A 25,085-nucleotide genomic window follows, 5' to 3' on the forward strand; every position below is an offset into this window, starting at 1 on the left:
TGCCGCCGTAGCCACGAAGGGGCGGTTCCGCCCCACCGTTCATCCGTTCGGCGTACCCGGTACTGGCGTGTCCGGGCCGCTGTCCGTCAGATTCGGCCGACGGCTTGGGGTGACGGGGACCGGGGTCCCGGAAGGAGGCGGCGATGGTGACCGATGGTTCCGCGATTGCCCGGCGCATCGAGGAGGCGTTGGAGGGGAGACGTTCGCACCGGCACGACGTGGAGGCCATGTGCGTGCGGCTGGCGACCCTGGAGGCCGGGCTCGGTCAGATCGTTCAGGACGTGCGCGGGCTGGCCGACGTTCCGGGCGATTCGGCGCTGGGTCAGCAGGTGCGTTCGGGCGTACGGGATTTTCTCGCCGGACGGTGGGGCGAGCAACTCACGGCCGGCCTGCAGAACGAGATGCGGACGGTGCTTGACGCCGCGCGCGTCGTCCAGAAACGCATCGATCGCGACGTGATCAACCTCGGTGTCGTCGGCATGATGAAGGCGGGCAAGAGCACGCTCCTGCGGTCGATCACCGGGCTGGACAAGAACGTCATCCCGTCCGAGGAACTCGGCGCCACGACCGCCGCGCTGAGCCGCATCGTCAACGACCGGGCGGCCAAGGCCCGGCTGATCCTGCACACCTGGAACTCCTTCCGAGCCGAATACCTGGCCCCGCTGCACGAGGCGGCCGGGCTGAGCGCGGCGCCCTGGTCGATCGAGGAGTTCGCGTCCTACGCGTACCCGCGGCCGGGTGACCTCACCGACGACAAGCAGGTCGAGCGCCAGTTCCTGACCAAGCTCCGCGAGGCCCAGGAGTCCCTGCCGAGCTACCGCGCCGACCTCGGCCGGAACACCAAGGACGTCGCCTTCGACGAACTCCGTCCCTACGTCGCCTACCCGGGACCGGGTGACCCGCCCGACCACCGGCCGTATCACGCGGTGCGCGAGGTGTACGTCCACGCGACGCTCCCGGACGTGCCGGACGCGAAGATCGGCCTCGTCGACCTGCCGGGATCGGGCGAGGCCGGACTCAAGGTCGACACGCAGTTCCTGAACCGCCTGCACAACGACGTCGACCTCATCCTGATGGTCAAGGCCCCGGACGGCGGGTCGGCCGACATGACCGCCGCCGACTGGGCCATCGTCGAGCTGGCCAAGAACGCGCGGTGCGGGGTGCCGATGGAGTTCTTCTTCGTCACCGTCCTGAACCAGAAGTTCCGGGCCGACGACCCGTCGTACGCCGAGAAGAAGAAGCGGTTCGACTTCGCCCGGGACAAGGTCGCCTCGGCGCTGACCCCGACCGGCGTACGCGTCATCGAGGCCAACCTGGCCGAACCGGAGGAGGCCCGCCGCGACGTCCTCATGCGCGTCCTGACCCATCTGGTCACGCACCTGCACGCCATGGACCAGGCGGCGATGGGTTCGGTCGTGACCGCGGTCCGGGACGTGTCGGTCAAGGTGCTCGACTACCTCGGGGCGCTGCTGGAGGTGTCCGCGGGCTGGCGCGGCAACGTCGGCGACCAGGACATCCAGCTCCGCGTCGCCGCCGAGTCGCTGGCGATGACGCTGGGTCAGGAACTGCGCGCCCTGGCCCGCAGCTACCACGCGGAGGCACAGGCCAGCGATCCGGACACGCAGATGATGTCGGCCGTCGACGACGCCGATCGGGCCGTCCGGGACTGGCTGCCGGGCTACCTGAAGTCCGACGAGCTCGCCAAGGAGATGGGGCACGGCTATCTCAGCGGCGTGGAGACGTCCTACCGGGAAGTACGGATGAGGGTCGGGGATGCGTACGGGGAAATCCGTCCGTCGATCAGCGCGTCGACCGCCCGGCTGTACCGCGACATCGCCACCGTCCTGCAGAAGCGCCTCACCGCCAGCCTCGTCCCGGATCCGGATCAGCCCGACGCGCTCCGCCGGCTCGAGCAGACCGCGCGCGGGCAGGAGGCGACGATCATCGCGAATGCCCTGGTCGAGCTGATGCAGCTGGACGAGGGCTACGGAAACGCCGTCCTGCGGGTCGGCCGGCCGATCATCCGCCGCCTGCAGCGGGACGAGCCGCTGGCCCCGCTGCCGGGCGAGGCGTCGGCCGCGTCGAGCCGCGAGCAACGGCTGCGCGAGATGCTGGGCCAGGCCGCCCCCGACACCGCGGCGCCGGCCAAGCCGACGGTCAGCATCCCGCAGACCCTCGCCGAGCTGCAGGAAGCGCTGGACCACGACGTCGACACCTGCCTCAACGCCCTGCGGACCGCGCTCACGGCCGAGGCGAAGGGGCTCTCGCTGGTGCTCGCCTGTGCGGTCGAGCTGTTCGCCGACCGGGTCGAACGCACCAACACCGTGGCCTGGAACTACGAGAGGCTCTGCCGCCTGCATCGGGTCGAGGTGTGGCCGGACGTCTTCGGCGGCACAGCCGGACGGACCCACGAGGCGCTCATCCGGCTGGAGTCCTCCGCCACCGCCCTCCGCGACACGCTGGGAGGCGTGCGATGACCGACATCGCGATCCCCAAGGTCGCCGTCACCATGCTCGGCCTGAGCGCCTCCGGCAAGACGAGCTTCACGATGAGCATGTTCGGCGCCATGTCCCGGGGCGTCGAGCACTACTTCCTCTGGTCCGAAGAGGACGGTAAGCAACTGCTCGCGAGCTGGGCCAAGCTGCTCGACACGGGCAAGTTCCCGCAGCCGACCGACATGACCGGCTTCAAGTACTACGACTTCGTCCTCAACCGGGGGATGGGCCAGGGCGACGTCCTGCAGATCAACTGGCTCGACTACCGCGGCGGCGCGATCATCGACCCGAGCCGGGCGTCCCAGGATGTTCCCGTACTCGAGAAGCAGCTTCTCCTGTCGGACAGCGTCTACATCGTGCTGGATGGGGAGACGCTCGGAAAGTGGGTCGCGTCGCAGGTCGACGGGACCGAGAACGGGCTGGCCCCGGTCATGGACAAGCTCGGCGTCGGGCACATCTCGCAGATGCTGATGCCCGCCGTCGCCAAGCGGAGACGGGAACTGGGCAAGCCACCCCCGTCCGTCGTCGTCCTGGTGACCAAGGAGGACCGGCTGGCCGAGGTGGTGGAGGCGCCGGCCGACCTGGCCATGGGTCTCGTCGAGCGCCACCTGCCGGAGCTGCTCCCGATCGCGTTCAGTCCGGGCGTACAGACCCTGGTCACCTCGACGACCCTGAAGGCGGTCGGGCACGGCCGGTTGGAACGGTGTTTCGTGGTGCCGTTCGTCTTCACCTTCCTGGAGTTCCTGCGCAACGAGATCACCGTCGAGGAGGGCTTCCTCGACGCCAACGACGAACGCCACGCGGCCAACGCCGAGCAGCTCGCGATCCTCTCGCGCCGGTTCGGCCGGATCGTCCGGTCCGGCCGGATCCGGGAGCTCTCGGCCGAGCAGCGGCGCATCGTCGGGGAGGCCCAGCGCCGTCGGAACAAGCTGGTGACCCTGCGCCAGGAGGCCGAACGGCTGGAGACGGAGCTGCGCGGGGCCCGGATCTTCGACGGCGGACAACCCCGGCGGAACCGGTGACCGCGCCGGCGTGGTGGCCGGTCGTGTGGGGACGGACGCGGACCGTGGACACCTGGTGGCGGGCCCGGCCGTCCGGGCCGCCGTTCGGCGACTGGGTCACCGAGCTGGTCAGCGCGGCCTTCGCGGGCGGGGCTGACCTGGGCACCCCGCGCTTCCTGCTCGCCCGCACCCACGACCACTGGGCGACCGGGGTCGCCTGTGCGGCCGCCGAACTGGATGCCTCGATGTCGGTCGACGACCGCGGACGGGACCTGTTCGCGTTCGTCGGGTGGATCAGCGCGGCCGACGGCGACCCGGTCGTCCTGCCGGGCCTCGCGGACTGGGTGGCGCACCGTACGAACTGGGCCGGAGCCACCTACACGACGTGGTGCCGGCCGGACTGGGAGATGCACTACGCCGACGCCGCGATCGTGCAGCCGTCGGTCCCCGAAGACCCGCCGTGGTCCACGGGGATCCACCCGGGATCGGCCGGCTCGGCTCCGCTGATCACCGACCCGGCCCGTGTCGCCCTGCACCCGGAGGCGGACGCGGCCCGGCTCTGGACCGCCGGAGTGGCCTCGACCGAACCCTTCGTGCTGGTCACGGGATGGCCGCGGGCCGATGCGCTGGACGTCGACCGGCTGACGCACGCGACCGTACGGGGGCTGTCCGAACCGGCCGTGATCGTCCGCCGGGGCACGCCGAGTGTGATCGTCAGCCGGCCCGCACCCGCTCCCGAGCCCGGCGACGACATCCACCCGGACCCGTCCGTCGCGGTCGATCCGGGCCGCCGCCGCGGGTTCCGGGAACTGTGGACCGACGTCGTGATGCCGCCCGCGACGCAGGCCGAGCTGCGCGCGCTGCGCGATGACGTCGACCGGTGCCTGAAGGAGAATGCGGAGCTCCGCGCACGGGTCGACGAGCTGACGGCCCGTCTGTCGGATCGCCAACGGGGCACGGAGGGCGGCGATGCCGCGCACGGATGAGCGGCCTGCGCCGCCGGTCACCGTCGGCATGGTCGGCCCGCCCGGCGCCGGGCGGACGACGCTCCTGCTGGCCGCGCTCGGCGCCGGCGCACCGGCCGGGCGAAGCGTGCGGCTGATCGCGGCCCGGGCCACGCAACGCCGCGAGCTGGCCGGGATGTGGCGCCTGCTGACCGAGCGCGAGATGTTCCCGGCGCACTCGCTGTTCGACGGCGAGCTCGCGCTGCGGATCGACGTGTGCGGAGTACCCACGCCGCTGGTCGTCCACGACCTCGACGCCGGCGGTCCGGCCGCGACGGACACCGTCGTCGTCGTGCTCGACGGCGGCGTGCTCGGATCGTGGGTCGCCGAGACCGGCGGGGTCCGGGGCGATCCCCGGACCGCGGACACCGCGAAGGTCCAGAGCCGGCTGGGTGCCGGGCTGGTCTCGGGCACGTTGCTCACCGTGGCCCGGGCCCGGCGGGAGGCGGGCCTCGCGGCGCCGTCGATCGCCGTGGTGATGACGAAGGCGGACGCGTACGGGCGGGCCGTCGGCGACGACTCGGGCGGCCCGCCGCTCGACCACCTGCGCCGGGTCGTCCCGGCCTGCTTCGACGCGAGCATGCTGACGATGATCTCGGCCGCCGCGATCCGGGAGTCGCCCGACGGCGCCGTGCAGCCGCGCGGAGTCCTGGCGCCGTTCGCGTTCGCCGCGCTCGTACGTCTGGCCGGCGAGCGCCTCGCCGCGCGCTCGGACGTCAACGCCGCCCTGGCCGGAAGTCTCCGCCCGGCCCGGCGCAAGGACGCGGCGGTGGCCCGGCAGCAGGCGTTGGTGGACATCCGCGGGCGCGCCGACCGTCTCGTGGCCGAGGTCGCGCGCGGCGTCGTGGTGCGCGGAGACGACGAGGTGGCGTGGTCGGACGTCGCCGGTCAGACGGGGCGCTGATCGCCTTGCCCTTTGCCCGACGGGAAGCTGGGGAGACATGCCGGTCGAACTGAGATATCGCGACGCCCACGGCACACCGGGTGCCGGCGTCTTCGAGTACGGCGCCGAGTTCGGTGTCATAGGCGGCCTTCGCATGCGACGGATGCGAGCGCCGGACGGTGTCGAGTACACCCAGCGGTACCTGTCGGCCGACGAGGTCACGACCGGGCCGCTGACCCGGCTGGAGAACGAGATCCGGGCCACCGCGCGGCTGTGGCAGGTGTTCGGCGGCGCCACATATCCCGCCCACCTGCCCCGGCTGATCGGCTTCGACCTCGGGTCGGACGAGCCGTACGTGCTGTTCGACGGCTACTCCGGTCGCCCGCTGGCCGACCTGCGGGGCCGGCTCGGCGTGGCCGAGGCGCAACGGGTGTGGTCCGGGCTGGTCTCGGCCCTGGTCCACACGACGACGGCCGGGATCGTGCACGGTGACGTCGGCCTGCCGAGCGTCTGGTGGGACGGTGCGACCGCCCAGCTCGTCTTCTTCGACAACGCCTGGACGACCCTGGACGGTACGCCCGCCGCCGAGTCCGACCTGGGGGCGGTCAGAAAGGTCCTGACGCAGACCACCGACCGGGCGTTGTTGCCCCGGCAGCTGCGCCGGGCCGTGCACGGCACCGTCCGGCGCCCGGCCGTGTCCCGCCTGGCCCGGAAGACCCGCGTGGTGGTCACGCCCCGCCCGCCGGACACCGCGCTGGAAGCGGGACGGCGACGTTTCGACGCGCTCGCCGCCGAGAAGAACGGACGTCCGGGCAGCCGCCCCCGCCGTACGCGAAAAATCGTTGTGGTCCTCGCCCTCGTCCTGGTGCCGGTCGTGATCGCCGGCCTCGTGATCGCAGGTCTGTCGTGACGCGCCGCCGCTCGGATCGGCCCCGGATCGTCTGCCCCCGCTGCTGGGACAGCTTCGTGTGGGAGTACGACGACTCGCGCGTGTGGATGCATCCCGACGACGGGGGCGCGCTGACCGAGGTCGACCTCACCGACCGCGGGGCGGCCAAGCGGGCCGACTACCTCCGGCGCGGCTACCGGCCCTGCCCGAACCCGTCGGACGACATGGCCGCCCACTTCATCCCGGCCAACTACGGCAACGCGGGCCAGGCGCTCTCGATCGGGCTGGTCGGCCCGTCCGAGTCCGGCAAGAGCCACCTGCTGGCCGCCATGATCAGAGAGGCCCTGGCCGAAGGGCTGGTGCCGTACGGGCTCGAGGTGGCCCGGCTCGACCTGCGGCGCCACGCCGAGTTCGAGCGGCAGCAGATCGCCCGGCTCGTCGCGGGCCGGGCCATCGAGGCCACCTCGCGCGGCGTGACCGACTACGCCGACATGCTGGTGGTGCGCCGCATCCGCGACGGGGTGACCCGCACGCTGACCTTCTTCGACGTCGCGGGCGAAGACCTGCGCGCCAACGACCACCGGAACCAGATCACGGCGCGGTTCCTCATCGGACAGCCCGCCCTGATCTTCGTGCACGCCGCGGGGGCGGGCCGCGAGGTCCAGCGCGACAACAACGAGACGGCGCTCGCCCTGGGCCGGCTCGAAGCCGTGCCGACCTGCCGCCGGCTCCCGGCGACGATCGCGCTGACCATGGCCGACCGGCTGCGCTTCACCTCCCCGGTCGACCGCTGGATCGCCCGGCCGTCCGACCGGGTCGACGCCGCCGAACGTCGCGCCGAGAGCCGCGACCTGTACGCCTACCTGTACGCCGAACGCGCCGAGGGTGCCCTGGCCCCGTTCACCTTCTTCGACCGGTGCACCCTGCACGCGGTCTCGGCGACCGGCAGCGACGCGGTCGTCACCAGCAGCGGAGAGCGGGCATTCGTGCACGGCTACCGTCCGATGCGCGTCCTGGAGCCGCTGGTGTCACTGCTCTGCATGGCCGGCGTCATCGAGGGCCGCGAGGCGTCGAAGGTCGGCCGATGAGCGCCGCGGCCCCGCACCTGCACCAGATCGCGTTCGGGGTGAGCCCGGGCCGCGGTCTCGGCCCGCTGGCGGCGTCGCTGCCGGTGGACGACTCCGGGTGGATCGCCCGCCTCGAACTCCACATCCGGCTCAAAGGCTTCCTCGACCAGCCGATGCCGGCCACGGCCCTGTCCCACATCGATCTCGGCGGCGGCCGCAGCGCGGTGGTGCGGCGCTGGAACACCCCCGGGGCCAGCGGCCGCAACCGGTCCCACGCCCTGGTCGGCCCGTCCGACGTGCTGCGGCCGGCGCGGACGATCGGTCTGCACAACTGGCGGTGGCCGTCCGACGTGACACCCGGCGAGCGGTTGCCGACCGTGTCCGCGGACGAGGTGCTGGCGGCGGCCGACCAGGGCGTGGCCGGCCTGCGCGACGCCGCCCGCGACGTGCCGGACGACGTCGCGTCGGCCTGGCTCGCGCGGCTGCTGGACGACCCGGAGACTCCCGCCTGCGTGGTCGGCTGCGCCGACGACCTGCGCCTGCCGTTGCTGTGGCTGACCCACGCCGCGTCCGCCGCCTACCTCCGGCACCACGGGTACGACCGGCCGTGGACGTTCTCGACCTACGAGACCGAGGCGAGCGGCGCCGTTCCCGGCACGCCGGACGTCGTGTTCGCTCCCGGCCGCCTCGACGACATCACCGCGGGTAACCGGATCACCGTCGACCTCGACGCCCCGCCCACGGCGTCGGCCAAGTCCATCGGGTTGGCCGGACAGTTGCTGGCGAACGCCCGCTCGGGCCGGACGGTGATCCCGGCAATGCTGCCCGGCCCGCCGCCCCGCCGTCTCGCGCCGCCCCCGTCGGCGCCGTCTCCGGCTTCGGTTCGCCGCACCCCCGCCGCCCGCCCGGGCATCATGCGGCGGGTGGGGGGCATGGCGGCGATCCTGGTCGCGCTGGCCGTCGGTGGAGTCGCCGGCCGTCTGACAGCGTCCGCTGCACCACCACCAGTTGCGACGACGTCCAGTCCGCGCCCACCGCTGGACGTCAGCGTTTCCGCGAATACGCGAGACAGCGCCCGGAACCTTTACCTGTGGCGGACGAACGATGCGAAGACTCTGTCCGTCCTCACCACGTGCAAGTGGAACAAGGAGACATCGGTTTGGCTATGCCACATCGATCCCGCCCCGACGGGCACGGTCGTGGCCGGCTTCGCGAACCGGGAGGCGGTGAAGAAGCGAGACGGTAAGTCCATCCCCATCGCCGAGGTCACGTGCGTCATGGCATTCTCCGGAAGCGGGTGCCCAGCGAAGAAATGATCAGGGGCTCAGCCGCCGGCGAGGAACACCTGACGCTGAGCCTCGGTGCCGGCCGCCCCCGGCATTTCCTGCGGCGAGTCGGTGTCGACCGACTCCACGACGTCATCGGGCCGGATGCGCGGAGGCAACGTGCCGAACCGGGCCACACGCTCCTGGGCGATGTCGGAGTCAGCGAGGTTCTCGTCCATGTGACCATGCTCGCACCCCGAGGCGACCCTAGAAAGAGCTGGGAGGATCCCGTCGTGTACTGGGACCAGCGCATTCGTGGTCTGCCGATTCCGGCCGGCTGACCCGGCTCGCGGCGGCCCGGCCGAGCCGCGCGTCGTCGGCAGCGACATCTGGACCGTGCCCGGCCAGTACCGGTGGCGCACGATCGCCGGCACGTTCGCCGAGTTCGCGGCGGCACTCGGGCTCACGACCGCTGATACGGGCCGCTGCTCCGGACGATGAACCAGATCAGACCGCCGAGCAGCAGCCATCCGTCGAGCCACAAGATGGTCGGGTCTCCCAGCCAGGCGCTGACCGCGATGATCCCGAAAAAGACGAGCGTGAATCCGAGGCATCCCATCGCCCCAGCGTCGACGCGCGATGTTGACCGCGGTATCAGGCGATCCGAGCCACCCGGCAACGAATAGTACGAGCCGATCCGGCAACGGGAGAGCTGCCGGCAAGCTAGAGGTCGGACGGATACAACCTGACGTCCTGGTGCGGCACGTAGATCTGCACCCAGGCGGCGTCCGCCTCGGCCGGCGGCGGATCCGCGAAGTCCAGGAGAATCAAAGACCCGTCCAGGTCCAGGACGCCGGCACCATCAGGAGTCAGCCTCAAGCGCCCGCGCAAGATCACGCAATGGCCACCCGTCAAGATCGCCGGTCCGGGACCGTCGGCGGGCTTCGCGCTCAGGCCCCAACTGATCTTCATGTCGATCGTCCACTCGACGTGATACGGCCCGGGGACAGTATCCGGCGCGCCGCACCACGGCACCGCTGTCCGGCCCACCGGTGTATGGACCTGGGCTATCGGAAATGGACTCCAGCCGAACCGGCGCATCTTCTCAACCTCGACCAGCACTCCTGGATCATGCCCGTTGCCGATCGACCGTGTTCGGCTTCGCCGCCCCGAAGAGCTGTCTGGCCGGGTCAGCGCTTTGTCATGGATGCTCGGGCGGTGTACTTGCCGTTGGCCGGTTTGTAGTCGAGCAGCATGGTGGTCGGGCCGGTCGGCCAGAGGACGATGGTGCCCACGGCGGTGCACGGGCCGTCGGTGATGCGTTCGGTCAGGGCGATCTTCTCGGTGGTTCGTTCGGTCACGGTCACCGTTCCCGAGCAGCCCAGGCGTGGGTAGCGGATGGTGCCGCGGTCGGCGTCCAGGGCGAACGTCAGGTGTACGGGTTCGGCGCTGCCGAAGCTCTGCTGCAGCTCCCCGACCCATTCGGCGGCCGCGGGTGCCGGCGCTGACGATGACGGTGGCGGCGGCGGCGATGCGACGGTCGAGCGGCGCTCCGTGAGGAAGGGAAAGGCCGCACCGCCTAGCAGGGCGACTATGACAGCTGCCGCCAAGATCCAGCGGCGACGGCGTCTGCGCGGGACGGCATACCGCGAAGTCACCCCGTCGACGGCGGCTTTCAGGACGGGCTGCTCCCGCAGCACGGTGGTGCCCGGCACGGCCGCTCCGGGCTGCAGCAGACGGTCGAGGATGTCGCGTGCGGCGGGGCGGCGGGCCGGGTCCTTGTCCAGGGCCTCGGCCACCAGGTCGCGCAGGGGGCCGTGCAGACCGTCGAGGTTGGGTTCCGCCGAGACGATGCGGGCGGCCGTGGCCATCGGCGTACCGCCGTCGAACGGCTCGTGGCCCGTACCGGCCAGGGTGACGACGGCGCCCCACGAGAAGATGTCGGCCGACGGCTCGACGTCGTTGCCCAGCCGGGCGTCGAAACGTTCCGGAGCCATGTAGCCGATCGTGCCGACCAGCTGGTCCTCGGCGGTTAGCCGGCCGGCCGACTGCAGGGCGTGCGCGATGCCGAAGTCGATCACCTTGGGGCTGCCGGGTGGCAGCAGGACGTTGCGCGGCTTGAGGTCGCGGTGCACCACCCCGGCCCCGTGGATGGCGGTCAGCGCCGTGGCCACGCCGATCGCCAGCGCGTGCAGGTTCGACGCGGTCAACGGGCCGTCCTGGTCGATCACCTCGGCCAGGGTCGGACCGTTCACATATTCGACGACCAGGTACGGCGGGTCGTGGTCCGGGTCGGCGTCCAGCACCTCGGCGGTGCAGAACGGCGGCACCTGCCGAGCGCCGTCGATCTCGCGGCGGAACCGCTGGATGAACTCTGTGTCCCAGCCGAGATGACTGCGCACCACCTTGACGGCCACGCGGCGCTCGTGCGGGTCGGTGGCCAGGTAGACGGTGCCCATGCCGCCTTCGCCGAGACGACCGACGAGCCGGTACGAGCCGATGCTCTCCGGATCGTGCGGCAGCAGGGCCGCGACCTCGTGCCCCGGACGACTCGTCACCGTAACCCCACCACACCCGTCGATACGCCGACCAACAAGGTACAGGCCGGCGCCGACGGCCACGGCTACTGCCCGGGCGCCCGGGCCGGGCTGTTGTGGTAGGCCGCGATCAGCCACCGGCCGTCCCGCTTCTCGAAGACCCAGGTCGCGTAGACCTTGCCGGTGTCCGGGACCTCGGTCTGGCCGGCGAACAGGATGCCGGACTCGCTCACGACGATCGCCGCGCCGGGGCCGAGGAACCGGATGCTGAGTTGCTGGTTGGCGGTCGAGCTGCCCTTGAGCGGTCCCGCGAAGGACCGGGCCATGTTGTCGCGGATCACGTCCCGGCCGGCGCGCAGCGAGCCGGGCATGATCGCGGTCGCGTCCGCGGTGTAGTCGGCGACCATGCCGTCGGCGTCGCCGGCCGCCCACGCCTTGTACGAGCTGTCCAGGACGGCCTGGATGGCGGTCTCGTCGTCCGTACGGTCTGACATCGGCCTCTCCCTTGTGCGCGGCCCGGCCGGGTTGTTCCGGCGAGCTCGCGACTACATACCGGGGAGGGGGCCGGAACTCATCGCGTCAGATGGGAAGGAAGGTGGAAGGAGGCGAACACGTCGGCGTCCCGGAACACCGTGTTCCGGCTGATGCCCTTTGTCGTGACGGTGAAGACCTGCAGCGTGTGCAACTCGAACGCGCCGTCCGGCCCGCGGTTGTAGGCGGCGAACCCCGGTTGTGCGTTGGCGCCGAGCGGCCGGAAACGCCAGTCGTGGCCGTTCTTGGCGAAGACCCAGTCCATGAAGACGCCGTAGTTCTCGCGCCCGGTGAACCAGTTGACCATCGGGGGCATCTCCATGCGGACGTCGTCGGTGAGCAGTCGTTTGAGACCCTCGACGTCGGCGTTCTCGAATGCCCGCATGTATTTGTCGACCCAGGCGCGTTGCTCGGCCTCGGACGGTTCGTCGACCTGGTCCGGCCGAACCTCCGTCTCCCGGAGCCGCGCCCGGGCCCGTTGCAGGGAACTGTTGACCGAGGCGGTCGTGGTGCTCAGAATGCCGGCCGCCTCGGCCGCGGAGAAGTCGAGCACCTCACGCAGGATCAACACCGCGCGCTGCCGGGCGGAGAGGTGCTGAAGGGCGGCCACGAAGGCGAGCCGGAGACTTGCGCGGTCGACGGTGACCGTCTGCGGATCGACCGGGCCGAGCAGGGCGTCGGGAAGCGGTTGGAGCCAGGTGACCTCGCCGCCGTGGACGAACGGCCGGCGCGGGTCGCTCTCGGCGACCAGGCCGGAGGGCAATGGCCGGCGGCTGCGGCTCTCGAGCGCGGTGAGGCAGGCGTTGGTGGCGATGCGGTACAGCCATGTTCGCAGGGAACTGCGGCTCTCGTCGTAGGTGTCCCTCGCCCGCCAGGCTCGCAGGCAGGTCTCTTGGACCAGGTCTTCCGCGTCGTGGACCGAGCCGAGCATCCGGTAGCAGTGCGCCAGCAGTTCCGGCCGGTACGGATCGATCCGCCGTTCGAAGTCCGCCACCGTCACACCCTAAATGAGAACAACACCGATGTAGTTAGGTGATCTTTCCGTGTTCCGGTTGTCAGGACCCGGGAGATCGTGATCACTGGGGAGGTGATCACGGCGCCGATGCTTGCCGCGGCCGGGGCGATTCCGGCCGGTCCGGGCTGGGCGTTCGAGTTCAAGTACGACGGCGTGCGCGCGCTCACGACCGTACGGGGAAACGGGGTTGAGGCTTTTTCCCGCAACCTCAACGCGATCACCGGCAGTTATCCCGAGCTGAGGGAATTGCCCCGTTTGCTGAACCGGCGCGACGCCGTTCTCGACGGGGAGATCGTGGCCCTGGAAGCGGAGCGCCCGTCGTTCGCGCTGCTGCAGCAGCGCATGCACGTGTCGGCGCCGAGTGCGACCCTGGTCAAAGCGGTTCCGGTGCTCTATTACGTGTTCGATCTGCTCGCGCTCGACGGCGAGGATCTGACTTCCCGCCCGTACGCGACCAGGCGTGCGATGTTATCCGAGCTGGGTCTCGTGGGGGAGCATGTGCGGGTGCCGGCCCAGTTCCCGCACGCCGACGGGCACACCGTGCTGCGTGCGGCCGAGCTCGCCGGTCTCGAGGGCGTGGTGGCCAAGCGGCTCGACTCGCCGTACCGCCCGGGCAAACGCTCGGCCGACTGGACCAAGATCCCGCTCGTCAAGACGCAGGAGGTGCTGGTCATCGGCTGGAAGCCGGGGTCGGGACGCCGCGCCGGCACGATCGGCTCGCTGCTGGTGGCCGTGCACGACCACGACGACCGGCTGGTGTTCGCGGGGCACGTGGGCAGCGGCTTCTCCGACGCGGCGTTGAGCCATCTGCAGGGTGAGATCCAGAAGATCACCCGGGCCGCCCCGCCGGTCGAGGGGGTGCCGCGTGAGCAGGCCCGGCACGCGTACTGGGTCGAGCCGTGCCTGATCGGGGAGGTCGCGTTCCGCAACTGGACCCCGGACGGGCGGCTGCGGCACCCGTCGTGGCGGGGGCTGCGCAACGACCGTACGGCGTCCTCGGTCCGGCGCGGCCCCGCCCCGATACCCTTGCCGTCGCAGGGCACGGTCGTCGGTGCGATGCAGACCCGGGACGGACAGTGGCGGGTCGAGGCCGTCCGGCGCGGCAAACAGGACTTCTATCGCCTGATCCACGGCGACAACATCATCGACGGCCTGGCCATCGCCACCGTGGAACGGCTGCTGGACGAGGCCGGCGTGCACCTGGCCGACCTCGTCGACGGCGCTGCCTAGGATTGCAGAAGCAGCCGCAGTCGTTGCAGCGCCTTGGCCAGCAGCCGCGACACGTGCATCTGCGAGATGCCGAGCTGCTGCGCGATCTCGTTCTGGGTGCGGTTGCCGTAGAACCGCATCGACAGGATCTTCTGCTCCCGCTCGCTGAGGCTGGCGATCGCCGGGCCCAGCGCGATCCGCAGCTCGGTCAGTTCGAAACCGTGGTCGTCGGCGCCGAGGGTGTCGCCCAGTTCCTGGTGGCCCTCGTCGTGGACCGGGCTGGACAGGCTGGTCGTGCTGTAGGCGCGGGCGCCTTCCAGGCCCTCGAGGACGTCTTCCTCGCTGATGCCGAGCCGGGCGGCGATGTCGGCCACGGTGGGGGAGCGGCCGAGTGTCTGGGTCAGCGTGTGGTTGGCCGCGGTGATGGCCATCCGCAGTTCCTGCAGGCGGCGCGGCACCCGGATCGCCCACGCCCGGTCACGGAAGTGGCGCTTGAGCTCGCCCAGGATCGTCGGGATGGCGAACGCGGTGAAATCGTCGGCCCGCTCCGGATCGAAGCGGTCGACCGCCTTGATCAGCCCGACCATCGCCACCTGTTCGAGGTCGTCGGCCGGTTCGCCGCGGCCGAGGTAGCGGCGCGACAAATGGCGGGCGAGGGGCAGCCACGCTTCGATAGCCTGGCCGCGCCGGAGGGCCCGGGCGGGATCATCCGGCGCCGTGGTGGAAAAGACCGTGATCAGGTCGTGCATCAAGGAACTCCTTGACGTCAAGAGGTCCCCGCCTCCACCTGCCAACGTAGCCGTTCGTCCGGGCGGCCGCTAGCCGAAAGTATGAGTGTGCGCATCGTTAGTGTGAACGCGTGGGGCGGCGCCCTGTTCGACGACCTGGCCGCGTGGCTGCCCACGGCCGGTGCCGACGTGCTGTGCCTGCAGGAAGTCACCCGTACGCCTGGTCTGCGCGGCTGGACCCGTTTCGCCGACACCGAACGGGACCTGCAGCAGCGGGCCGACCTCTATGACGACGTGCGCACCGCGCTGCCCCGTCATCAGCCGATCTTTCTGGCCAGTGATTCCGGCCCCGTTCACGACGATTCCGGCGCGCGTCATCGCCAGGATTTCGGCGTCGCCACATTTGTCGCCGAGCATCAGTCCGTCGTCGGCCTCGATTCCGCGTTCATCCACGGTTCCTTCGCCGACCACGACGAGTGGACGCCGTCGCCTCGACCCCGGAACGCGCTTGCCGTGCGTACGGGAAAAGTCTGCGTTGTTCAGGCTCACGGTCTGCGCGATGCGAAAGGCAAAACCGATTCCCCCGTACGCCGTGAGCAGGCGCTCAAATTAGCCGGACTGGTCCGCCGTATTCGCCGGCCCGGTGACCTCGTCATCGTGTGCGGTGACCTGAACCTGTTGCCGGACAGCGAGACGTTCACCATTCTGGCCGAGGAGGGGCTGACCGATCTGGTGGGTGCGGCCGATACCCGGACGTCGCGCTATCCCAAGCCCGTACGGCATGCCAATTATCTGCTGGTCTCCGATGTGGCCGCCGTCAAGCATTTCGAGATCCTGGCCGCGCCCGAGGTGTCCGACCATCGCCCGCTGGTTCTCGACATCTATGCGAGATAGAACGCACTCAGAACGGGACCGAGAACGGCCGGGTCGGCGACATGGCCCTCGGCCGGGAGGGTTTCGCGCCGGGCGTCGGGCAGGGCGGCGGCGGTCGCTTCGGCCGCAGCATCGAAGAACTCCGCGACCGCGATGCCGGTGGTCAGCAGCGCCGGCTGCGACACCTTGGCCAGCCGGCCCGCGGGCGGCGGGCCGTCGTCGAGGCACGCCGCGTCGTAGCGCAGCGTCGGGGCGAGCGCCCGCAGCGCCGGCCACACCTCTGAGGCCTCGGCGTCCTCAGCGGAGGATCCGGCCAGCCGGATGAACAGCCGGAGCGCCTGATCCCAGTCGCCGGCGTCGAGCGCGACGTCGAGCTCGCGGCGGTACGCCTGCCAGGCGGCGATCACCGCGTCGCCCACCTGGTAGGGCACCTCGTGGACGGCGATCCGGTCGACCGGAAGCCCGGCCGCGGCCGCCTCGAACGCGAGCGCACCACCGGACGACGCCCCGAACAGGTGGGCCCGCCCGCCGACGGCGTCGATCACCGCGGCGAGATCCTCGATCTCCCGCTCGACGGCGTAGGGCTGGTTGTCGCCGCTGTCGCCACGGCCGCGCCGCCGGTAGTTCACCACGCCGAAGCGGCCGGCCAGGTGCTCGCCGAGCGGGATGTTCTCGGTGCCGTCGTCCAGGCCGCCCCCGACGAGCACCAGCGTCGGCCCGTCATCGCTGAGCCGGTCGTAGCCGATCGACGTGCCGTCGGCCGATGTCACATGTGGCATCGATACGCTCTCTTGGTCTCTGACCGGCTTGATCTACTCGCTGACCGACCACGGCCGCGAACTCGAGCCGGTGCTGCTGGCGCTGGGACGCTGGGGCAGCCCGCTGTCGCCGCGCCCCGACTCGGCCGAGGAGCTCAGTCCCGACGCGCTGATCGTGGCCCTGCGAAACACCTTTGACGGCACCGCTTCTCTGCGCGGCACTGTCCAACTGCGGCTGCCGGGCGACGCGTTCCTGCTCGAGGTCGGCCCGGAGGGGTTGGCGGCGACGCGGGGTGAGTCGGCGGCCGATGCCACGCTGACCTGCGCCGTGCGGACGGTCCAAGACCTCGTGTTCGATCGGCGGGCGCTGGACGACGCCGTCCGCAGCGGGGTCGCGAGTGTTGCGGGCGATCTGCGACTGCTGCGCCGGTTGCTGGCCGCATTCAACGACCACCGCGACCTCAGTAGCGTCTAAGCAGGACGTCAGATCGGCGGCCAGTTGCGTAGGGCTGCATCAGCCACCAACTGCAGGACGTCGCGCTCGGTGCCGGCTGCGGCCTGCACCGCGATCCCGTTACCGATCGTCATCACGTACTTCGTCAGCAACGCCGGATCGGTCACCGCGGGCAGGTCGCCCTCGTCGATCGCCCGCTGGAACCGCGCGGTCAGGCCGGCGACGGTCTCGTCGCGCCAGGACGCCAGCAACTCGCGGATCACCTGCCCGTCCTCGCCGCCCAGCAGCGAGGCCCGCAGGCTCAGGCACCCGGCCGGATAGTCGGGCAGCGTCGCGCTGAGCACCGCCCCGCGCAAAAACGTCCCCGCCACCTGCTGCGCAGCCGGCTCGGCCAGGGCGGCCACCCCGTACGAGGCCGGTCCTTCGCTGTACCGCGCCAGCGCCTTGCGGAACAGCTCTTCCTTGTTGCCGAACGCCGCGTACATGCTCGTGCGGTTGATCCCCATGGCCCCGGTCAGATCGGCCAGGCTCGCGCCCTCGTAGCCGTGCGCCCAGAAGACCCGCATCGCCTTCTCGAGCGCCTCGTCGGCGTCGAAGCCCCGGGGCCGGCCTTGGGTTGTCATGTGAGCGAGCTTACCAGTTCTGTACCGATCGATTCTGAAGTGCTACCTTACTTCTGTACCAACTGATCGGTACAGAAATAGGAAGGGTAGAGCCATGAGCGAACTGAGCGGCCAGACGGCCCTGATCACGGGTTCCACCAGCGGCATCGGCCGGGCCACGGCACTGGCCCTGGCCGCGCGCGGGGCGACCGTCGTGGTCACCGGCCGGCACGCCGAGCGCGGGGCCGAGGTGGTCGAGAAGATCCAGGCCGACGGCGGCACCGCCCGCTTCGTCGCCGCCGATCTGCTCGACCCCGGCGACGTGGCCCGGCTGGCCCGCGACGCCGGCGCGGTGGACATCCTGGTGAACAACGCCGGCCTGGGCAGCTTCGGCCCGAGCGCCGACATCACCAGCGACCAGTACGACGCGATGCTGCACGGCAACCTGCGCGCGGTCTACCTGCTGACCGCCGCCCTGGCCCCGAAGATGGCCGAACGTGGCCACGGTGTCGTGATCAACGTGAGCAGCGGCGCCGGCACGATCGGCGACGTCAACAACGCGGTCTACGGCGCCACCAAGGCGGCTGTGAACTCGCTGACACGGGCGTGGTCGGCGGAGTACGGGCCGTCCGGCGTACGGGTAAATTCGGTGGCGCCGGGACCGGTGCTGACCAGTCTCCCGTACGAATGGATCAAAGGCTATGTCCCCCTGATTCCGTTGCGCCGCGTCGCCCAGCCGGAAGACGTGAGCGAGGTGATCGCGTTCCTGGCCGGTCCCGGCGCCGCCTACGTCAGCGGGGCCGTGATTCCCGTCGACGGTGGACTGACCGCGGCCGAACCGCCGAAACTGGTCGGGTGAACATCGGCGTAGTGGGCGCGGGCATCCTCGGTCTGGCCATCGCCCGGCGCCTGCAACAGGCCCGGCCCACTGCGCGTGTCACCGTGCTCGAGAAGGAAACGGCCGTCGCCCAGCACCAGACCGGCCACAACAGCGGCGTCGTGCACGCGGGCATCTACTATCCGCCCGGCTCGCTCAAGGCCGAGCTGTGCCGCCGCGGATCCGAGCTGCTGCGCGTCTTCTGCACCGAGCGCGGCCTGCCCTACGACGAGTGCGGCAAGCTGGTCGTCGCGACGACCGCCGACCAGCTGCCCGCGCTCCACGAGATCGAGCGAAGGGCAAAGGCCAACCGCGTTCCCTCCGTACGGTGGTTGGACGGTCCCGAGATCACGTCGGTGGAGCCGTACGCGCGTGGGGTCGCCGCCCTGCACTCGCCGGTCACCGCGATCACCGACTTCGCCGCGGTCAGCCGATCGCTGGCCGCCGAGTTGGAAGACGTCCGGTTCTCCACCGCGGTAAGGGAGGTCCGGCCCGTACCCGGCGGGGTCGAGCTGATCGCCGACCGGGCCCTCAAGTTCGACCATGTCATTCTCTGCGCCGGCCTGCAGTCCGACCGTCTCGCCGCAACCGCGGGCGACCGCCCCGACCCGGCGATCCTGCCGTTCCGCGGCGAATACCTGAAGCTGATCCCCGAGCGGACCACCCTCGTACGGGGACTGATCTATCCCGTGCCCGATCCCCGGTATCCGTTCCTGGGCGTCCATTTCACCCGGCGGGTCGACGGCAGCGTCGACGTCGGCCCGAACGCGGTGCTGGCCACGGCCCGCGAGGGCTACCGCCGGCGCGACATCTCGGCGGCCGACGTGCGCGGCATCCTCGGCTATCCCGGCTTCTGGTCGATCGCCCGTTACCACTGGCGGATGGGCCTCGTCGAGGTCGCCGGTTCGGCCAGCATGCGCGTCTTCGTCAACCGGGCCCGCGCGTACGTGCCCAGCCTGCGCGTCGAAGACGTCGTGCGCGGCGGCGCCGGCGTGCGAGCCCAGGCCGTCGACCGCAACGGCACCCTGGTCGACGACTTCCGCATCCACCGCCTGGGCCGCGTCACCGCGCTCCGCAACGCACCGTCCCCCGCCGCCACCTCATCCCTGGCCATCGCCGAACACGTCGTCGACCAGATCGATTTCGCCGGCTGAGGTCGGACGATCTGCGGCTACGCCGCCCCACCGCGGGTCCGTCACAGGGCGATCGGGCGGTAGGCCAGCACGGCGTCGACGATGGCGTCCGCGGACGCGTCGGCGAGCTCGGGCGGCGGGTGGAAGATCAGGCCGCTCGCGCCCGGCATCACGGTGTTCAGGTCGAACGCCGTGATGGACCAGTCGTCGCTCGGGTCGGCGAGGATGCGACGTACGACCTCGACCAGCTCGTCCCGGGTCACGTCGGGCAGCCGCACGGGTGGCGGCGCACACGCCCACGCGACCAGTTCGTCACGATCGGGCGATCCGCAGTCGAAGCGGAAGTCGTCGGCCTCGAAGCTGTGCCCGGTTGTCGCGTTGAGGGACTCGAGGGCGGCCGTGGCGTCCGCACCGCGGTCGACGAGCTGTTCGATCCGCAGCATCGCCGCGCTGATCGCGGCCTGTTCCCCGGGCGTCACCGGCCGGCGCCGCAGCTCGTCGCGTAACTCCACGCCGGGCAGGCTACCGCGCCGCCGGGGTCTCGGCCGTGGCGACGATGGTGGCGCGGCCCAGGATGTGGCCGGTCATGGTGAAGCCCAGCAGCGCGGGCGTGCTGTCGGCGGGCACCCCGATGTCCGCGACGTCCAGGGCGTGCACGGTGATGAAGTACCGGTGCGGGCCGTGGCCGGCGGGCGGGGCGGCGCCGATGTACTGCGGCAGGCGGGCGTCGTTGGGCAGGGTGATCGCTCCGGCCGGCAGCGCGGAGCCGGCGCCCGCGGGCAGCTCGGTGACGGTGGCCGGGATGTTGACGACGGCCCAGTGCCAGAAGCCCGACATCGTCGGCGCGTCCGGGTCATAGACGGTCACCGCGTAGCTCCGGGTGCCCTCGGGCGCGCCGGACCAGGCCAGGTCGGGGGAGAGGTCCAGGCCTCCGGGGATCCCGAAGGCGCCGGACATCTGGGCCGGCGGCAGCGGCTCGCCCTCGGTGGCGGCGGTGCTCTTCAGCTCGAAGCTCGGCACCTGCGGAAGGCGGGCGAACGGGTTGTTCTCAGTGTTCATGGGTGAAGCCTGCGCCCTGGTGGGGACGGTGGGGAGATCGCCCGGATGCTGGTGTCCGCAGTACCACCCACAACGGTCGACGTCCGGCCCGGCGGCGGAGCACACTGGGCGACGATGTCAGCCAACCGGCCCGAGTTGTCGGCCTTCCTGCGGGCGATGCGGTCGCGCGTGCAGCCGCACGACGTCGACCTGCCCGCGGCCGGCCGGCGCCGCACGCCGGGCCTGCGGCGGCAGGAGGTCGCGCAGCTCGCCGCGGTCAGCATCGACTGGTACATCCGGCTGGAGCAGGGCCGGGTCGGCGTACCGGGAACGGCGGTGCTCGACGCGGTCGCCGGAGCGCTGTGCCTGTCCGAGGCCGAGCGTCACCATCTGCACCTGATCGCCCGGGGCGAGGCGCCACCCGCGCGTCACGTGCCGGCACCGGCGAGCGACTCGCTGCGCAGGGTGCTCGCCGGCCTGCCCGCAACCCCGGCCTGGATCCTCGACTTCCGGTTCGACGTCCTCGCCCACAACGAGGCCGCGACCGCCCTGTTCGGCCCGGGCTTCACCGTCGGGACGAACACCGCGGAACCGCTCTTCCTCGACCCCGGCACCCGTGCGTTCCAGCTGGACTGGGACCGGATCGCCCGCGAACACGTCGGCAACCTGCGGGCCAACCTGACCCGGCACCCGGACGACCCCCGGCTGCGCGCCCTGATCGATCACCTGCGCCGGGCCAGCCCCGACTTCGCCGCCTGGTGGGACGACCACACCGTGCAGGAACGCATCAACGGCACCAAACGCGTCATGCACCCCACGGCCGGGATCATGACCTTGCGGTACGACGTACTGGCCGTGCAGGACGGATCCGACCAGCGCCTCCAGGTCATCACCGCGGCCGACGCGCCCTCCGAAGAGGCGCTGCGGTCGTTGATCTACCCACCGAGCCGGCTGCGGGTGGCCAACTGACCCGAAGCGGCCCTACGCCGAGAGCGCCTGAGGGTTTTGTTCCGGCGCTCCCGGGTCAAAGCTGAGGAATGCCCTCCGCCCATTCGCACGCCCGCGGCGCGGCCGCGCGCGCCGCCGACAATCCCTGGCTCGAACGGCTGACCCGCGGAGGTTTCCTCGGGTACGGCGTACTCCACCTTCTGTTCGCCTACGTGATCGTGCAGATCGCCTTCGGTGGTCCGGCCGCTGACGGCGACCAGTCCGGCGCGATGCACAAGGTTGCCGAGAAGCCGTTCGGTACGGTGCTGATCGTGGTCATGGTGATCGGTCTGGTCGCGATGGCGGTCTGGCAGGTCCTCGAAATCCTCACCGTGCACCGCCACCTCGAACGGGCCGCGTCCGCCGTCCGCGCTGCGTTCTACCTCTATCTGGCCTGGAACGGCGTGAAGGTGCTGCGCGGGAAGAGCACGTCGAGCGCGGACACCCAGCAGAACGCGGCCGAAGGCCTTCTCGGCTCCGGCCCGGGCCGGCTCACCGTCGTCGGTGCCGGGCTGGCGGTCTCCGCGATCGGCATCGGCCTGGCGGTCGTCGGCCTCACCCGCAGGTTCGAGAAACACCTGAAGGTCGGACAGATGTCCGCCACGATGCGCCGGCTCATCGGCCGGCTGGGCATGCTGGGCTACATCGCGAAAGGCATCGCCTACGGCATCGCCGGGGTGCTGTTCGTGGTGGCTGCGGTGCAGTACGACCCGGACAAGGCGCGGGGCCTGGACGCCGCGTTGCGGGCGCTCTCCGAGCGCAGTTACGGCACGTGGCTGCTGCTGTCAGCCGCGCTCGGCTTCGCCGCCTACGGGGTGTTCGCCGTGGCGGAGGCCCGCTATCGCAAGATCTGACCGTGACGTCGGCTTACTCCACCCACCACCAGCCGTCGCCGACCTCCCGTTGCGCATAACCGAAGTCACCCGAGGCGGTGGTGATGGGCGTCGGCTCGGCGGGCGGCGGCTCAGCCAAGTACGCCAGGCCCGTTCCCGACTCGGCTCGCCAGTTCTGCCACAACTGCACGAACAGGACGGTCGAACTGGCGTACGCGAATCCGGACGGGCACAGCGAGCGCAGATCGGCCGGCACCGACACGTCGCCGTCCACGCGGCCCGCCCGGTAGTCCTGGACCAGGTCGGCCAGCGCGGCCCGATGCAGCCGGTACCGATAGTCGACCGGGTAGATCTGCGAGTCGTGCTGCGAGACGACGATCGCCGCACCGGCGAGCAGGCACACGCTCACCACGGCGGCTCCCCACGAGCGGCGCACGCCGGCGATCAGAACCGCGGCAACTGAGACGAGCACGGCGAACAGCACCGCCGCCCACGAGATCGCCCAGCCGACGAGCGACCCCACGATCAGCGGTGTCTCGGCGAGCCACCAGGCCGGAATCAGCAACAGCCAGCCGGCGCAACCGAGCACGACCGGAAGCAGACCGCGCCCGCCCGCAAGCTTCCCTCGAAAGTCCATGGCGAGATCGTGCATTCGTCGCCGTGATTCGCGGAAGGCCGGTCACGAAACCTCCACACGATCTCCCCGCGGGCCCGGTCAACTCGATGACGGGGCCGGGGACACGCTGTACGGCACGTACCTGACCGTGACCTTGCGCGCGGCCTGCAGCGTCGGCCCGGCGGTGCCCAGCCGCAGCGCGCCACTCCGTAGTCGGCGACCGCGCCGAAGCGGTTGCTCACCGGGGCCTTGTCCGAGGCCAGCAGGATCGCCGTCGTGGTCTCACCGACCGCAAGGTCGCGGATCACGACGCTGTTGTCGAGGGTGCGCAGCCCCAACGCGTTCCGGACGAACCCGTGACGCCACGGCGGCACCGCCACCACCGTCACGAGACCTGCGACCAGCAGAGCCATGCCACTCGCGGCCACCCACCGTCCCCGGGGGTAGCGGGGCCGCCCGAGCCTGCGCATCCGCCAGACCCGATAGGTGGCCCAGCCCGCCGCCAGAAGGCCGGCCGAGCCCAGGGCGATCACGGCGGCCGCGCGGGTCTGCGTCAGGGCGACGGCCAGTGCCACCACGCCGCCCACGATCCCGAGTACCACGCCGAGCCGGTCGAGCCGGACGTTCCCCATCGTCCCAGTAGACCGCCGACGCCACCCGGAATCGATCGCCCGAAGCGGCGACGTCCAGCGCGCCCGCCCGGAGTTCCGGGCGGGCGCGGTTCAACGAGCGAGCGTCAGGCGATCTTGCGCTTGTAGACCAGCATGGCGAACCCGTACGCGACCACCAGCACCCCGGCGCACCAGGCCAGCGCCACCCAGATGTCGTTGCCGACCGGCTGCTGCTCGAGCAGCGCCCGGATCGTGTTGACGATCGAGGTGACCGGCTGGTTCTCGGCGAACGCCCGCACCGGTCCCGGCATCGTCTCGGTCGGGACGAAGGCCGAGCTGACGAACGGCAGGAACACCAGCGGGTAGGAGAAGGCCGCTGCGCCGTCCGGGGTGGAGGCGTTGAGTCCCGCGATCACTGCCACCCAGGTCAGGGCGAGGGTGAACACGGCCAGGATGCCGATCACGGCGAGCCAGGCGAGGGGGCCGGCCGACGAGCGGAACCCGATGCCGAGTCCGACCAGGACGATGACCGCGGCCGAGATGGCGTTGGACACCAGCGAGGTCAGCACGTGCCCCCACAGCACCGAGGATCGGGTGATGGGCATGGAGTGGAAGCGTTCGAAGATGCCGCTCTGCATGTCGCTGAAGAGCCGGAACCCGGTGTACGAGACCCCGCTGGCGATCGCGATGAGCAGGACGCCGGGCATGAGGTAGTTGGTGTAGTTGTCGGTGCCGGCCTGGATCGCCCCGCCGAACACGTAGCGGAACAGCAGCAGCATGGCGATCGGCGTGATGGTGACGGTGATGATGGTGTCGACGCTGCGGGTCACGTGTTTGATCGAGCGCCCGAGCATCACAGTGGTGTCGGTCATCGCTGTGCCCCGTTTCCGATGATGGCGAGGAAGATCTCTTCGAGGGTGGGTTGCCGTTCGACGTACTCGACCTGGGCCGGCGGCAGCATCGCGCGCAGCTCGGCCAGGGTGCCGGAGACGATGATGGTGCCCTGGTGCAGGATGGCGATCCGGTCGGCCAGTTTCTCCGCCTCTTCCAGGTACTGCGTGGTCAGCAGCACGGTGGTGCCACCGCCGGCGAGTTCCTGGATCTCCTTCCACACTTCGAGGCGGGCTTCGGGGTCGAGGCCGGTGGTGGGTTCGTCGAGGAAGATGACCGGCGGATTCCCGATCAGGCTCATCGCGATGTCGAGGCGCCGGCGCATACCGCCCGAGTACGTCCCGACGCGCCGGCCACCGGCGTCGGTGAGCCCGAACCGGGTCAGGAGGTCGTCGGCGACCTGTCCGGGGTGTCCGACCCGGCGCAGTTTGCCGACCAGGATCAGGTTCTCGCGGCCGGTGAGGACTTCGTCGACCGCGGCGAACTGGCCGGTCAGGCTGATCGACCCGCGCACTTTCGCCGGTTCGGCCTGCACCTCGAAACCGTTCACGGTGGCTGTTCCGCCGTCCGGCTTGAGCAGCGTGCTCAGTATTCGCACGACGGTCGTCTTACCGGCGCCGTTCGAGCCCAGCAGCGCGAAAATGCTGCCCCGCCCGACGCTGAAGTCAACACCTTTCAAGACCTCCAGTTTCCCGTACGACTTCAGCAGTCCCTTGACTTCGATCGCGTTTTCCATGGCAGTTACTCCATTGTCTAAAGTGGACATTTGTGGTGCGGTGCCCCCGGCG

At 70.8% G+C, this 25,085-nt stretch carries 28 protein-coding genes; 14 read left to right on the forward strand and 14 right to left on the reverse strand.

All coding sequences use genetic code 11. The features are described 5' to 3' along the window. Positions 1-143: 143 nt before the first annotated feature. Genes KOI35_RS26290 through KOI35_RS26320 form a run of 7 tightly spaced genes read left to right on the forward strand, consistent with a single transcriptional unit; the run spans position 144 to position 8,655 of the window. A complete protein-coding gene (locus KOI35_RS26290) occupies positions 144-2,477 on the forward strand; it encodes a GTPase (protein WP_215791251.1) in 2,334 nt (777 codons plus the stop codon). Continuing rightward, on the forward strand, positions 2,474-3,517 hold the full coding sequence (locus tag KOI35_RS26295) for a hypothetical protein (protein ID WP_215791252.1): 1,044 nt from the start codon (positions 2,474-2,476) through the stop codon (positions 3,515-3,517). The genes KOI35_RS26290 and KOI35_RS26295 overlap by 4 nt, the downstream gene beginning before the upstream one ends. 44 nt (positions 3,518-3,561) lie before the next feature. Further along, complete coding sequence (locus tag KOI35_RS26300; RefSeq protein WP_215791254.1) at positions 3,562-4,482, forward strand: hypothetical protein; 921 nt, start codon at positions 3,562-3,564, stop codon at positions 4,480-4,482. Further along, positions 4,466-5,404: a hypothetical protein gene (locus tag KOI35_RS26305; protein WP_215791257.1), complete on the forward strand. Its 939-nt coding sequence runs from the start codon at positions 4,466-4,468 to the stop codon at positions 5,402-5,404. The genes KOI35_RS26300 and KOI35_RS26305 overlap by 17 nt, the downstream gene beginning before the upstream one ends. Positions 5,405-5,441: 37 nt before the next feature. After that, the gene (locus KOI35_RS26310; protein WP_215791259.1) at positions 5,442-6,293 is read left to right on the forward strand and encodes a protein kinase family protein; all 852 of its coding nucleotides are present in this window, start codon (positions 5,442-5,444) and stop codon (positions 6,291-6,293) included. Then, positions 6,290-7,360, forward strand: coding sequence for a hypothetical protein (locus KOI35_RS26315; RefSeq protein WP_215791261.1), 1,071 nt, complete (start codon positions 6,290-6,292; stop codon positions 7,358-7,360). Before KOI35_RS26310 ends, KOI35_RS26315 begins: the two co-directional genes overlap by 4 nt. Continuing rightward, on the forward strand, positions 7,357-8,655 hold the full coding sequence (locus KOI35_RS26320; protein ID WP_215791263.1) for a hypothetical protein: 1,299 nt from the start codon (positions 7,357-7,359) through the stop codon (positions 8,653-8,655). The genes KOI35_RS26315 and KOI35_RS26320 overlap by 4 nt, the downstream gene beginning before the upstream one ends. A gap of 8 nt (positions 8,656-8,663) precedes the next feature. On the opposite strand, the gene KOI35_RS26325 is transcribed toward KOI35_RS26320, so the two are convergent. The 6 genes from KOI35_RS26325 to KOI35_RS26350 all read right to left on the reverse strand — a co-directional run bounded on the left by KOI35_RS26325 (position 8,664) and on the right by KOI35_RS26350 (position 12,666). Then, on the reverse strand, positions 8,664-8,843 hold the full coding sequence (locus KOI35_RS26325) for a hypothetical protein (protein ID WP_215791265.1): 180 nt from the start codon (positions 8,841-8,843) through the stop codon (positions 8,664-8,666). A gap of 224 nt (positions 8,844-9,067) precedes the next feature. Continuing rightward, a complete protein-coding gene (locus KOI35_RS26330) occupies positions 9,068-9,223 on the reverse strand; it encodes a hypothetical protein (protein ID WP_215791267.1) in 156 nt (51 codons plus the stop codon). A 104-nt stretch (positions 9,224-9,327) separates the two neighbouring features. Then, positions 9,328-9,726 (reverse strand): hypothetical protein, encoded by a 399-nt coding sequence (locus KOI35_RS26335; RefSeq protein WP_215791268.1) that lies wholly within the window; start codon positions 9,724-9,726, stop codon positions 9,328-9,330. A gap of 68 nt (positions 9,727-9,794) precedes the next feature. Continuing rightward, positions 9,795-11,162: a serine/threonine-protein kinase gene (locus tag KOI35_RS26340; protein ID WP_308121158.1), complete on the reverse strand. Its 1,368-nt coding sequence runs from the start codon at positions 11,160-11,162 to the stop codon at positions 9,795-9,797. A gap of 65 nt (positions 11,163-11,227) precedes the next feature. After that, positions 11,228-11,635, reverse strand: a complete 408-nt coding sequence (locus tag KOI35_RS26345) for an SgcJ/EcaC family oxidoreductase (protein ID WP_215791276.1) — start codon at positions 11,633-11,635, stop codon at positions 11,228-11,230. A gap of 77 nt (positions 11,636-11,712) precedes the next feature. Continuing rightward, a complete protein-coding gene (locus tag KOI35_RS26350; RefSeq protein ID WP_308121159.1) occupies positions 11,713-12,666 on the reverse strand; it encodes a sigma-70 family RNA polymerase sigma factor in 954 nt (317 codons plus the stop codon). A gap of 78 nt (positions 12,667-12,744) precedes the next feature. On the opposite strand from KOI35_RS26350, the gene ligD reads away from it, so the two are divergent. Continuing rightward, entirely contained in the window at positions 12,745-13,917 is a 1,173-nt protein-coding gene (gene ligD / locus KOI35_RS26355; protein ID WP_308121160.1) for a non-homologous end-joining DNA ligase, read from the forward strand. Here the strand turns inward: ligD and KOI35_RS26360 are convergent. After that, complete coding sequence (locus tag KOI35_RS26360) at positions 13,914-14,645, reverse strand: SigB/SigF/SigG family RNA polymerase sigma factor (protein WP_215791281.1); 732 nt, start codon at positions 14,643-14,645, stop codon at positions 13,914-13,916. The genes ligD and KOI35_RS26360 overlap by 4 nt on opposite strands. 87 nt (positions 14,646-14,732) lie before the next feature. On the opposite strand from KOI35_RS26360, the gene KOI35_RS26365 reads away from it, so the two are divergent. Further along, positions 14,733-15,518: an endonuclease/exonuclease/phosphatase family protein gene (locus tag KOI35_RS26365; RefSeq protein WP_215791284.1), complete on the forward strand. Its 786-nt coding sequence runs from the start codon at positions 14,733-14,735 to the stop codon at positions 15,516-15,518. Here the strand turns inward: KOI35_RS26365 and KOI35_RS26370 are convergent. Then, the gene (locus KOI35_RS26370) at positions 15,506-16,276 is read right to left on the reverse strand and encodes an alpha/beta fold hydrolase (RefSeq protein ID WP_215791285.1); all 771 of its coding nucleotides are present in this window, start codon (positions 16,274-16,276) and stop codon (positions 15,506-15,508) included. The two genes, KOI35_RS26365 and KOI35_RS26370, sit on opposite strands and share 13 nt — an antisense overlap. A gap of 28 nt (positions 16,277-16,304) precedes the next feature. Here KOI35_RS26370 and KOI35_RS26375 point away from each other — a divergent pair, with 28 nt between their 5' ends. After that, positions 16,305-16,730 (forward strand): helix-turn-helix domain-containing protein, encoded by a 426-nt coding sequence (locus KOI35_RS26375; RefSeq protein WP_215791286.1) that lies wholly within the window; start codon positions 16,305-16,307, stop codon positions 16,728-16,730. 8 nt (positions 16,731-16,738) lie between these two features. Here the strand turns inward: KOI35_RS26375 and KOI35_RS26380 are convergent, their stop codons facing one another. Beyond that, on the reverse strand, positions 16,739-17,332 hold the full coding sequence (locus KOI35_RS26380; protein ID WP_215791287.1) for a TetR/AcrR family transcriptional regulator: 594 nt from the start codon (positions 17,330-17,332) through the stop codon (positions 16,739-16,741). A gap of 94 nt (positions 17,333-17,426) precedes the next feature. Between KOI35_RS26380 and KOI35_RS26385 the strand changes: the two genes are divergently transcribed. Next, positions 17,427-18,170 carry an SDR family NAD(P)-dependent oxidoreductase gene (locus tag KOI35_RS26385; RefSeq protein WP_215791288.1) on the forward strand — a complete coding sequence of 248 codons (744 nt, stop codon included), beginning with the start codon at positions 17,427-17,429 and terminating at the stop codon, positions 18,168-18,170. After that, entirely contained in the window at positions 18,167-19,342 is a 1,176-nt protein-coding gene (gene lhgD / locus KOI35_RS26390; protein ID WP_215791289.1) for an L-2-hydroxyglutarate dehydrogenase, read from the forward strand. The genes KOI35_RS26385 and lhgD overlap by 4 nt, the downstream gene beginning before the upstream one ends. Before the next feature lie 41 nt (positions 19,343-19,383). On the opposite strand, the gene KOI35_RS26395 is transcribed toward lhgD, so the two are convergent. Both KOI35_RS26395 and KOI35_RS26400 read right to left on the reverse strand, forming a co-directional pair. Then, positions 19,384-19,833 carry a hypothetical protein gene (locus KOI35_RS26395; RefSeq protein ID WP_215791291.1) on the reverse strand — a complete coding sequence of 150 codons (450 nt, stop codon included), beginning with the start codon at positions 19,831-19,833 and terminating at the stop codon, positions 19,384-19,386. 10 nt (positions 19,834-19,843) lie between these two features. Continuing rightward, positions 19,844-20,380 (reverse strand): YbhB/YbcL family Raf kinase inhibitor-like protein, encoded by a 537-nt coding sequence (locus KOI35_RS26400; RefSeq protein ID WP_215791292.1) that lies wholly within the window; start codon positions 20,378-20,380, stop codon positions 19,844-19,846. A 114-nt stretch (positions 20,381-20,494) separates the two neighbouring features. Between KOI35_RS26400 and KOI35_RS26405 the strand changes: the two genes are divergently transcribed. Beyond that, positions 20,495-21,328 (forward strand): helix-turn-helix transcriptional regulator, encoded by an 834-nt coding sequence (locus KOI35_RS26405; RefSeq protein WP_215791294.1) that lies wholly within the window; start codon positions 20,495-20,497, stop codon positions 21,326-21,328. 68 nt (positions 21,329-21,396) lie between these two features. After that, a complete protein-coding gene (locus tag KOI35_RS26410; protein ID WP_215791296.1) occupies positions 21,397-22,200 on the forward strand; it encodes a DUF1206 domain-containing protein in 804 nt (267 codons plus the stop codon). Positions 22,201-22,213: 13 nt separating this feature from the next. Here the strand turns inward: KOI35_RS26410 and KOI35_RS26415 are convergent, their stop codons facing one another. The 3 genes from KOI35_RS26415 to KOI35_RS26425 form a co-directional block, all read right to left on the reverse strand. Further along, the gene (locus KOI35_RS26415; RefSeq protein WP_215791297.1) at positions 22,214-22,816 is read right to left on the reverse strand and encodes a hypothetical protein; all 603 of its coding nucleotides are present in this window, start codon (positions 22,814-22,816) and stop codon (positions 22,214-22,216) included. Between the two features lie 715 nt (positions 22,817-23,531). Continuing rightward, positions 23,532-24,278 (reverse strand): ABC transporter permease, encoded by a 747-nt coding sequence (locus KOI35_RS26420; protein ID WP_215791299.1) that lies wholly within the window; start codon positions 24,276-24,278, stop codon positions 23,532-23,534. Next, entirely contained in the window at positions 24,275-25,033 is a 759-nt protein-coding gene (locus KOI35_RS26425; protein ID WP_215791301.1) for an ABC transporter ATP-binding protein, read from the reverse strand. The genes KOI35_RS26420 and KOI35_RS26425 overlap by 4 nt, the downstream gene beginning before the upstream one ends. Positions 25,034-25,085: the final 52 nt, after the last annotated feature.

Source organism: Paractinoplanes bogorensis (assembly GCF_018829635.1).
In the GTDB taxonomy this organism is placed as follows: Bacteria; Actinomycetota; Actinomycetes; order Mycobacteriales; family Micromonosporaceae; genus Actinoplanes; species Actinoplanes bogorensis.

Coding starts and splice junctions, on each gene's coding strand:
- KOI35_RS26290 (WP_215791251.1), top strand. CDS start 144: ATGGTGACCGATGGTTCCGCGATTGCCCGGCGCATCGAGGAGGCGTTG.
- KOI35_RS26295 (WP_215791252.1), top strand. CDS start 2,474: ATGACCGACATCGCGATCCCCAAGGTCGCCGTCACCATGCTCGGCCTG.
- KOI35_RS26305 (WP_215791257.1), top strand. CDS start 4,466: ATGCCGCGCACGGATGAGCGGCCTGCGCCGCCGGTCACCGTCGGCATG.
- KOI35_RS26310 (WP_215791259.1), top strand. CDS start 5,442: ATGCCGGTCGAACTGAGATATCGCGACGCCCACGGCACACCGGGTGCC.
- KOI35_RS26320 (WP_215791263.1), top strand. CDS start 7,357: ATGAGCGCCGCGGCCCCGCACCTGCACCAGATCGCGTTCGGGGTGAGC.
- KOI35_RS26325 (WP_215791265.1), bottom strand. CDS start 8,843: ATGGACGAGAACCTCGCTGACTCCGACATCGCCCAGGAGCGTGTGGCC.
- KOI35_RS26330 (WP_215791267.1), bottom strand. CDS start 9,223: ATGGGATGCCTCGGATTCACGCTCGTCTTTTTCGGGATCATCGCGGTC.
- KOI35_RS26345 (WP_215791276.1), bottom strand. CDS start 11,635: ATGTCAGACCGTACGGACGACGAGACCGCCATCCAGGCCGTCCTGGAC.
- KOI35_RS26360 (WP_215791281.1), bottom strand. CDS start 14,645: ATGCACGACCTGATCACGGTCTTTTCCACCACGGCGCCGGATGATCCC.
- KOI35_RS26370 (WP_215791285.1), bottom strand. CDS start 16,276: ATGCCACATGTGACATCGGCCGACGGCACGTCGATCGGCTACGACCGG.
- KOI35_RS26380 (WP_215791287.1), bottom strand. CDS start 17,332: ATGACAACCCAAGGCCGGCCCCGGGGCTTCGACGCCGACGAGGCGCTC.
- KOI35_RS26385 (WP_215791288.1), top strand. CDS start 17,427: ATGAGCGAACTGAGCGGCCAGACGGCCCTGATCACGGGTTCCACCAGC.
- KOI35_RS26400 (WP_215791292.1), bottom strand. CDS start 20,380: ATGAACACTGAGAACAACCCGTTCGCCCGCCTTCCGCAGGTGCCGAGC.
- KOI35_RS26405 (WP_215791294.1), top strand. CDS start 20,495: ATGTCAGCCAACCGGCCCGAGTTGTCGGCCTTCCTGCGGGCGATGCGG.
- KOI35_RS26410 (WP_215791296.1), top strand. CDS start 21,397: ATGCCCTCCGCCCATTCGCACGCCCGCGGCGCGGCCGCGCGCGCCGCC.
- KOI35_RS26415 (WP_215791297.1), bottom strand. CDS start 22,816: ATGGACTTTCGAGGGAAGCTTGCGGGCGGGCGCGGTCTGCTTCCGGTC.
- KOI35_RS26420 (WP_215791299.1), bottom strand. CDS start 24,278: ATGACCGACACCACTGTGATGCTCGGGCGCTCGATCAAACACGTGACC.
- KOI35_RS26425 (WP_215791301.1), bottom strand. CDS start 25,033: ATGGAAAACGCGATCGAAGTCAAGGGACTGCTGAAGTCGTACGGGAAA.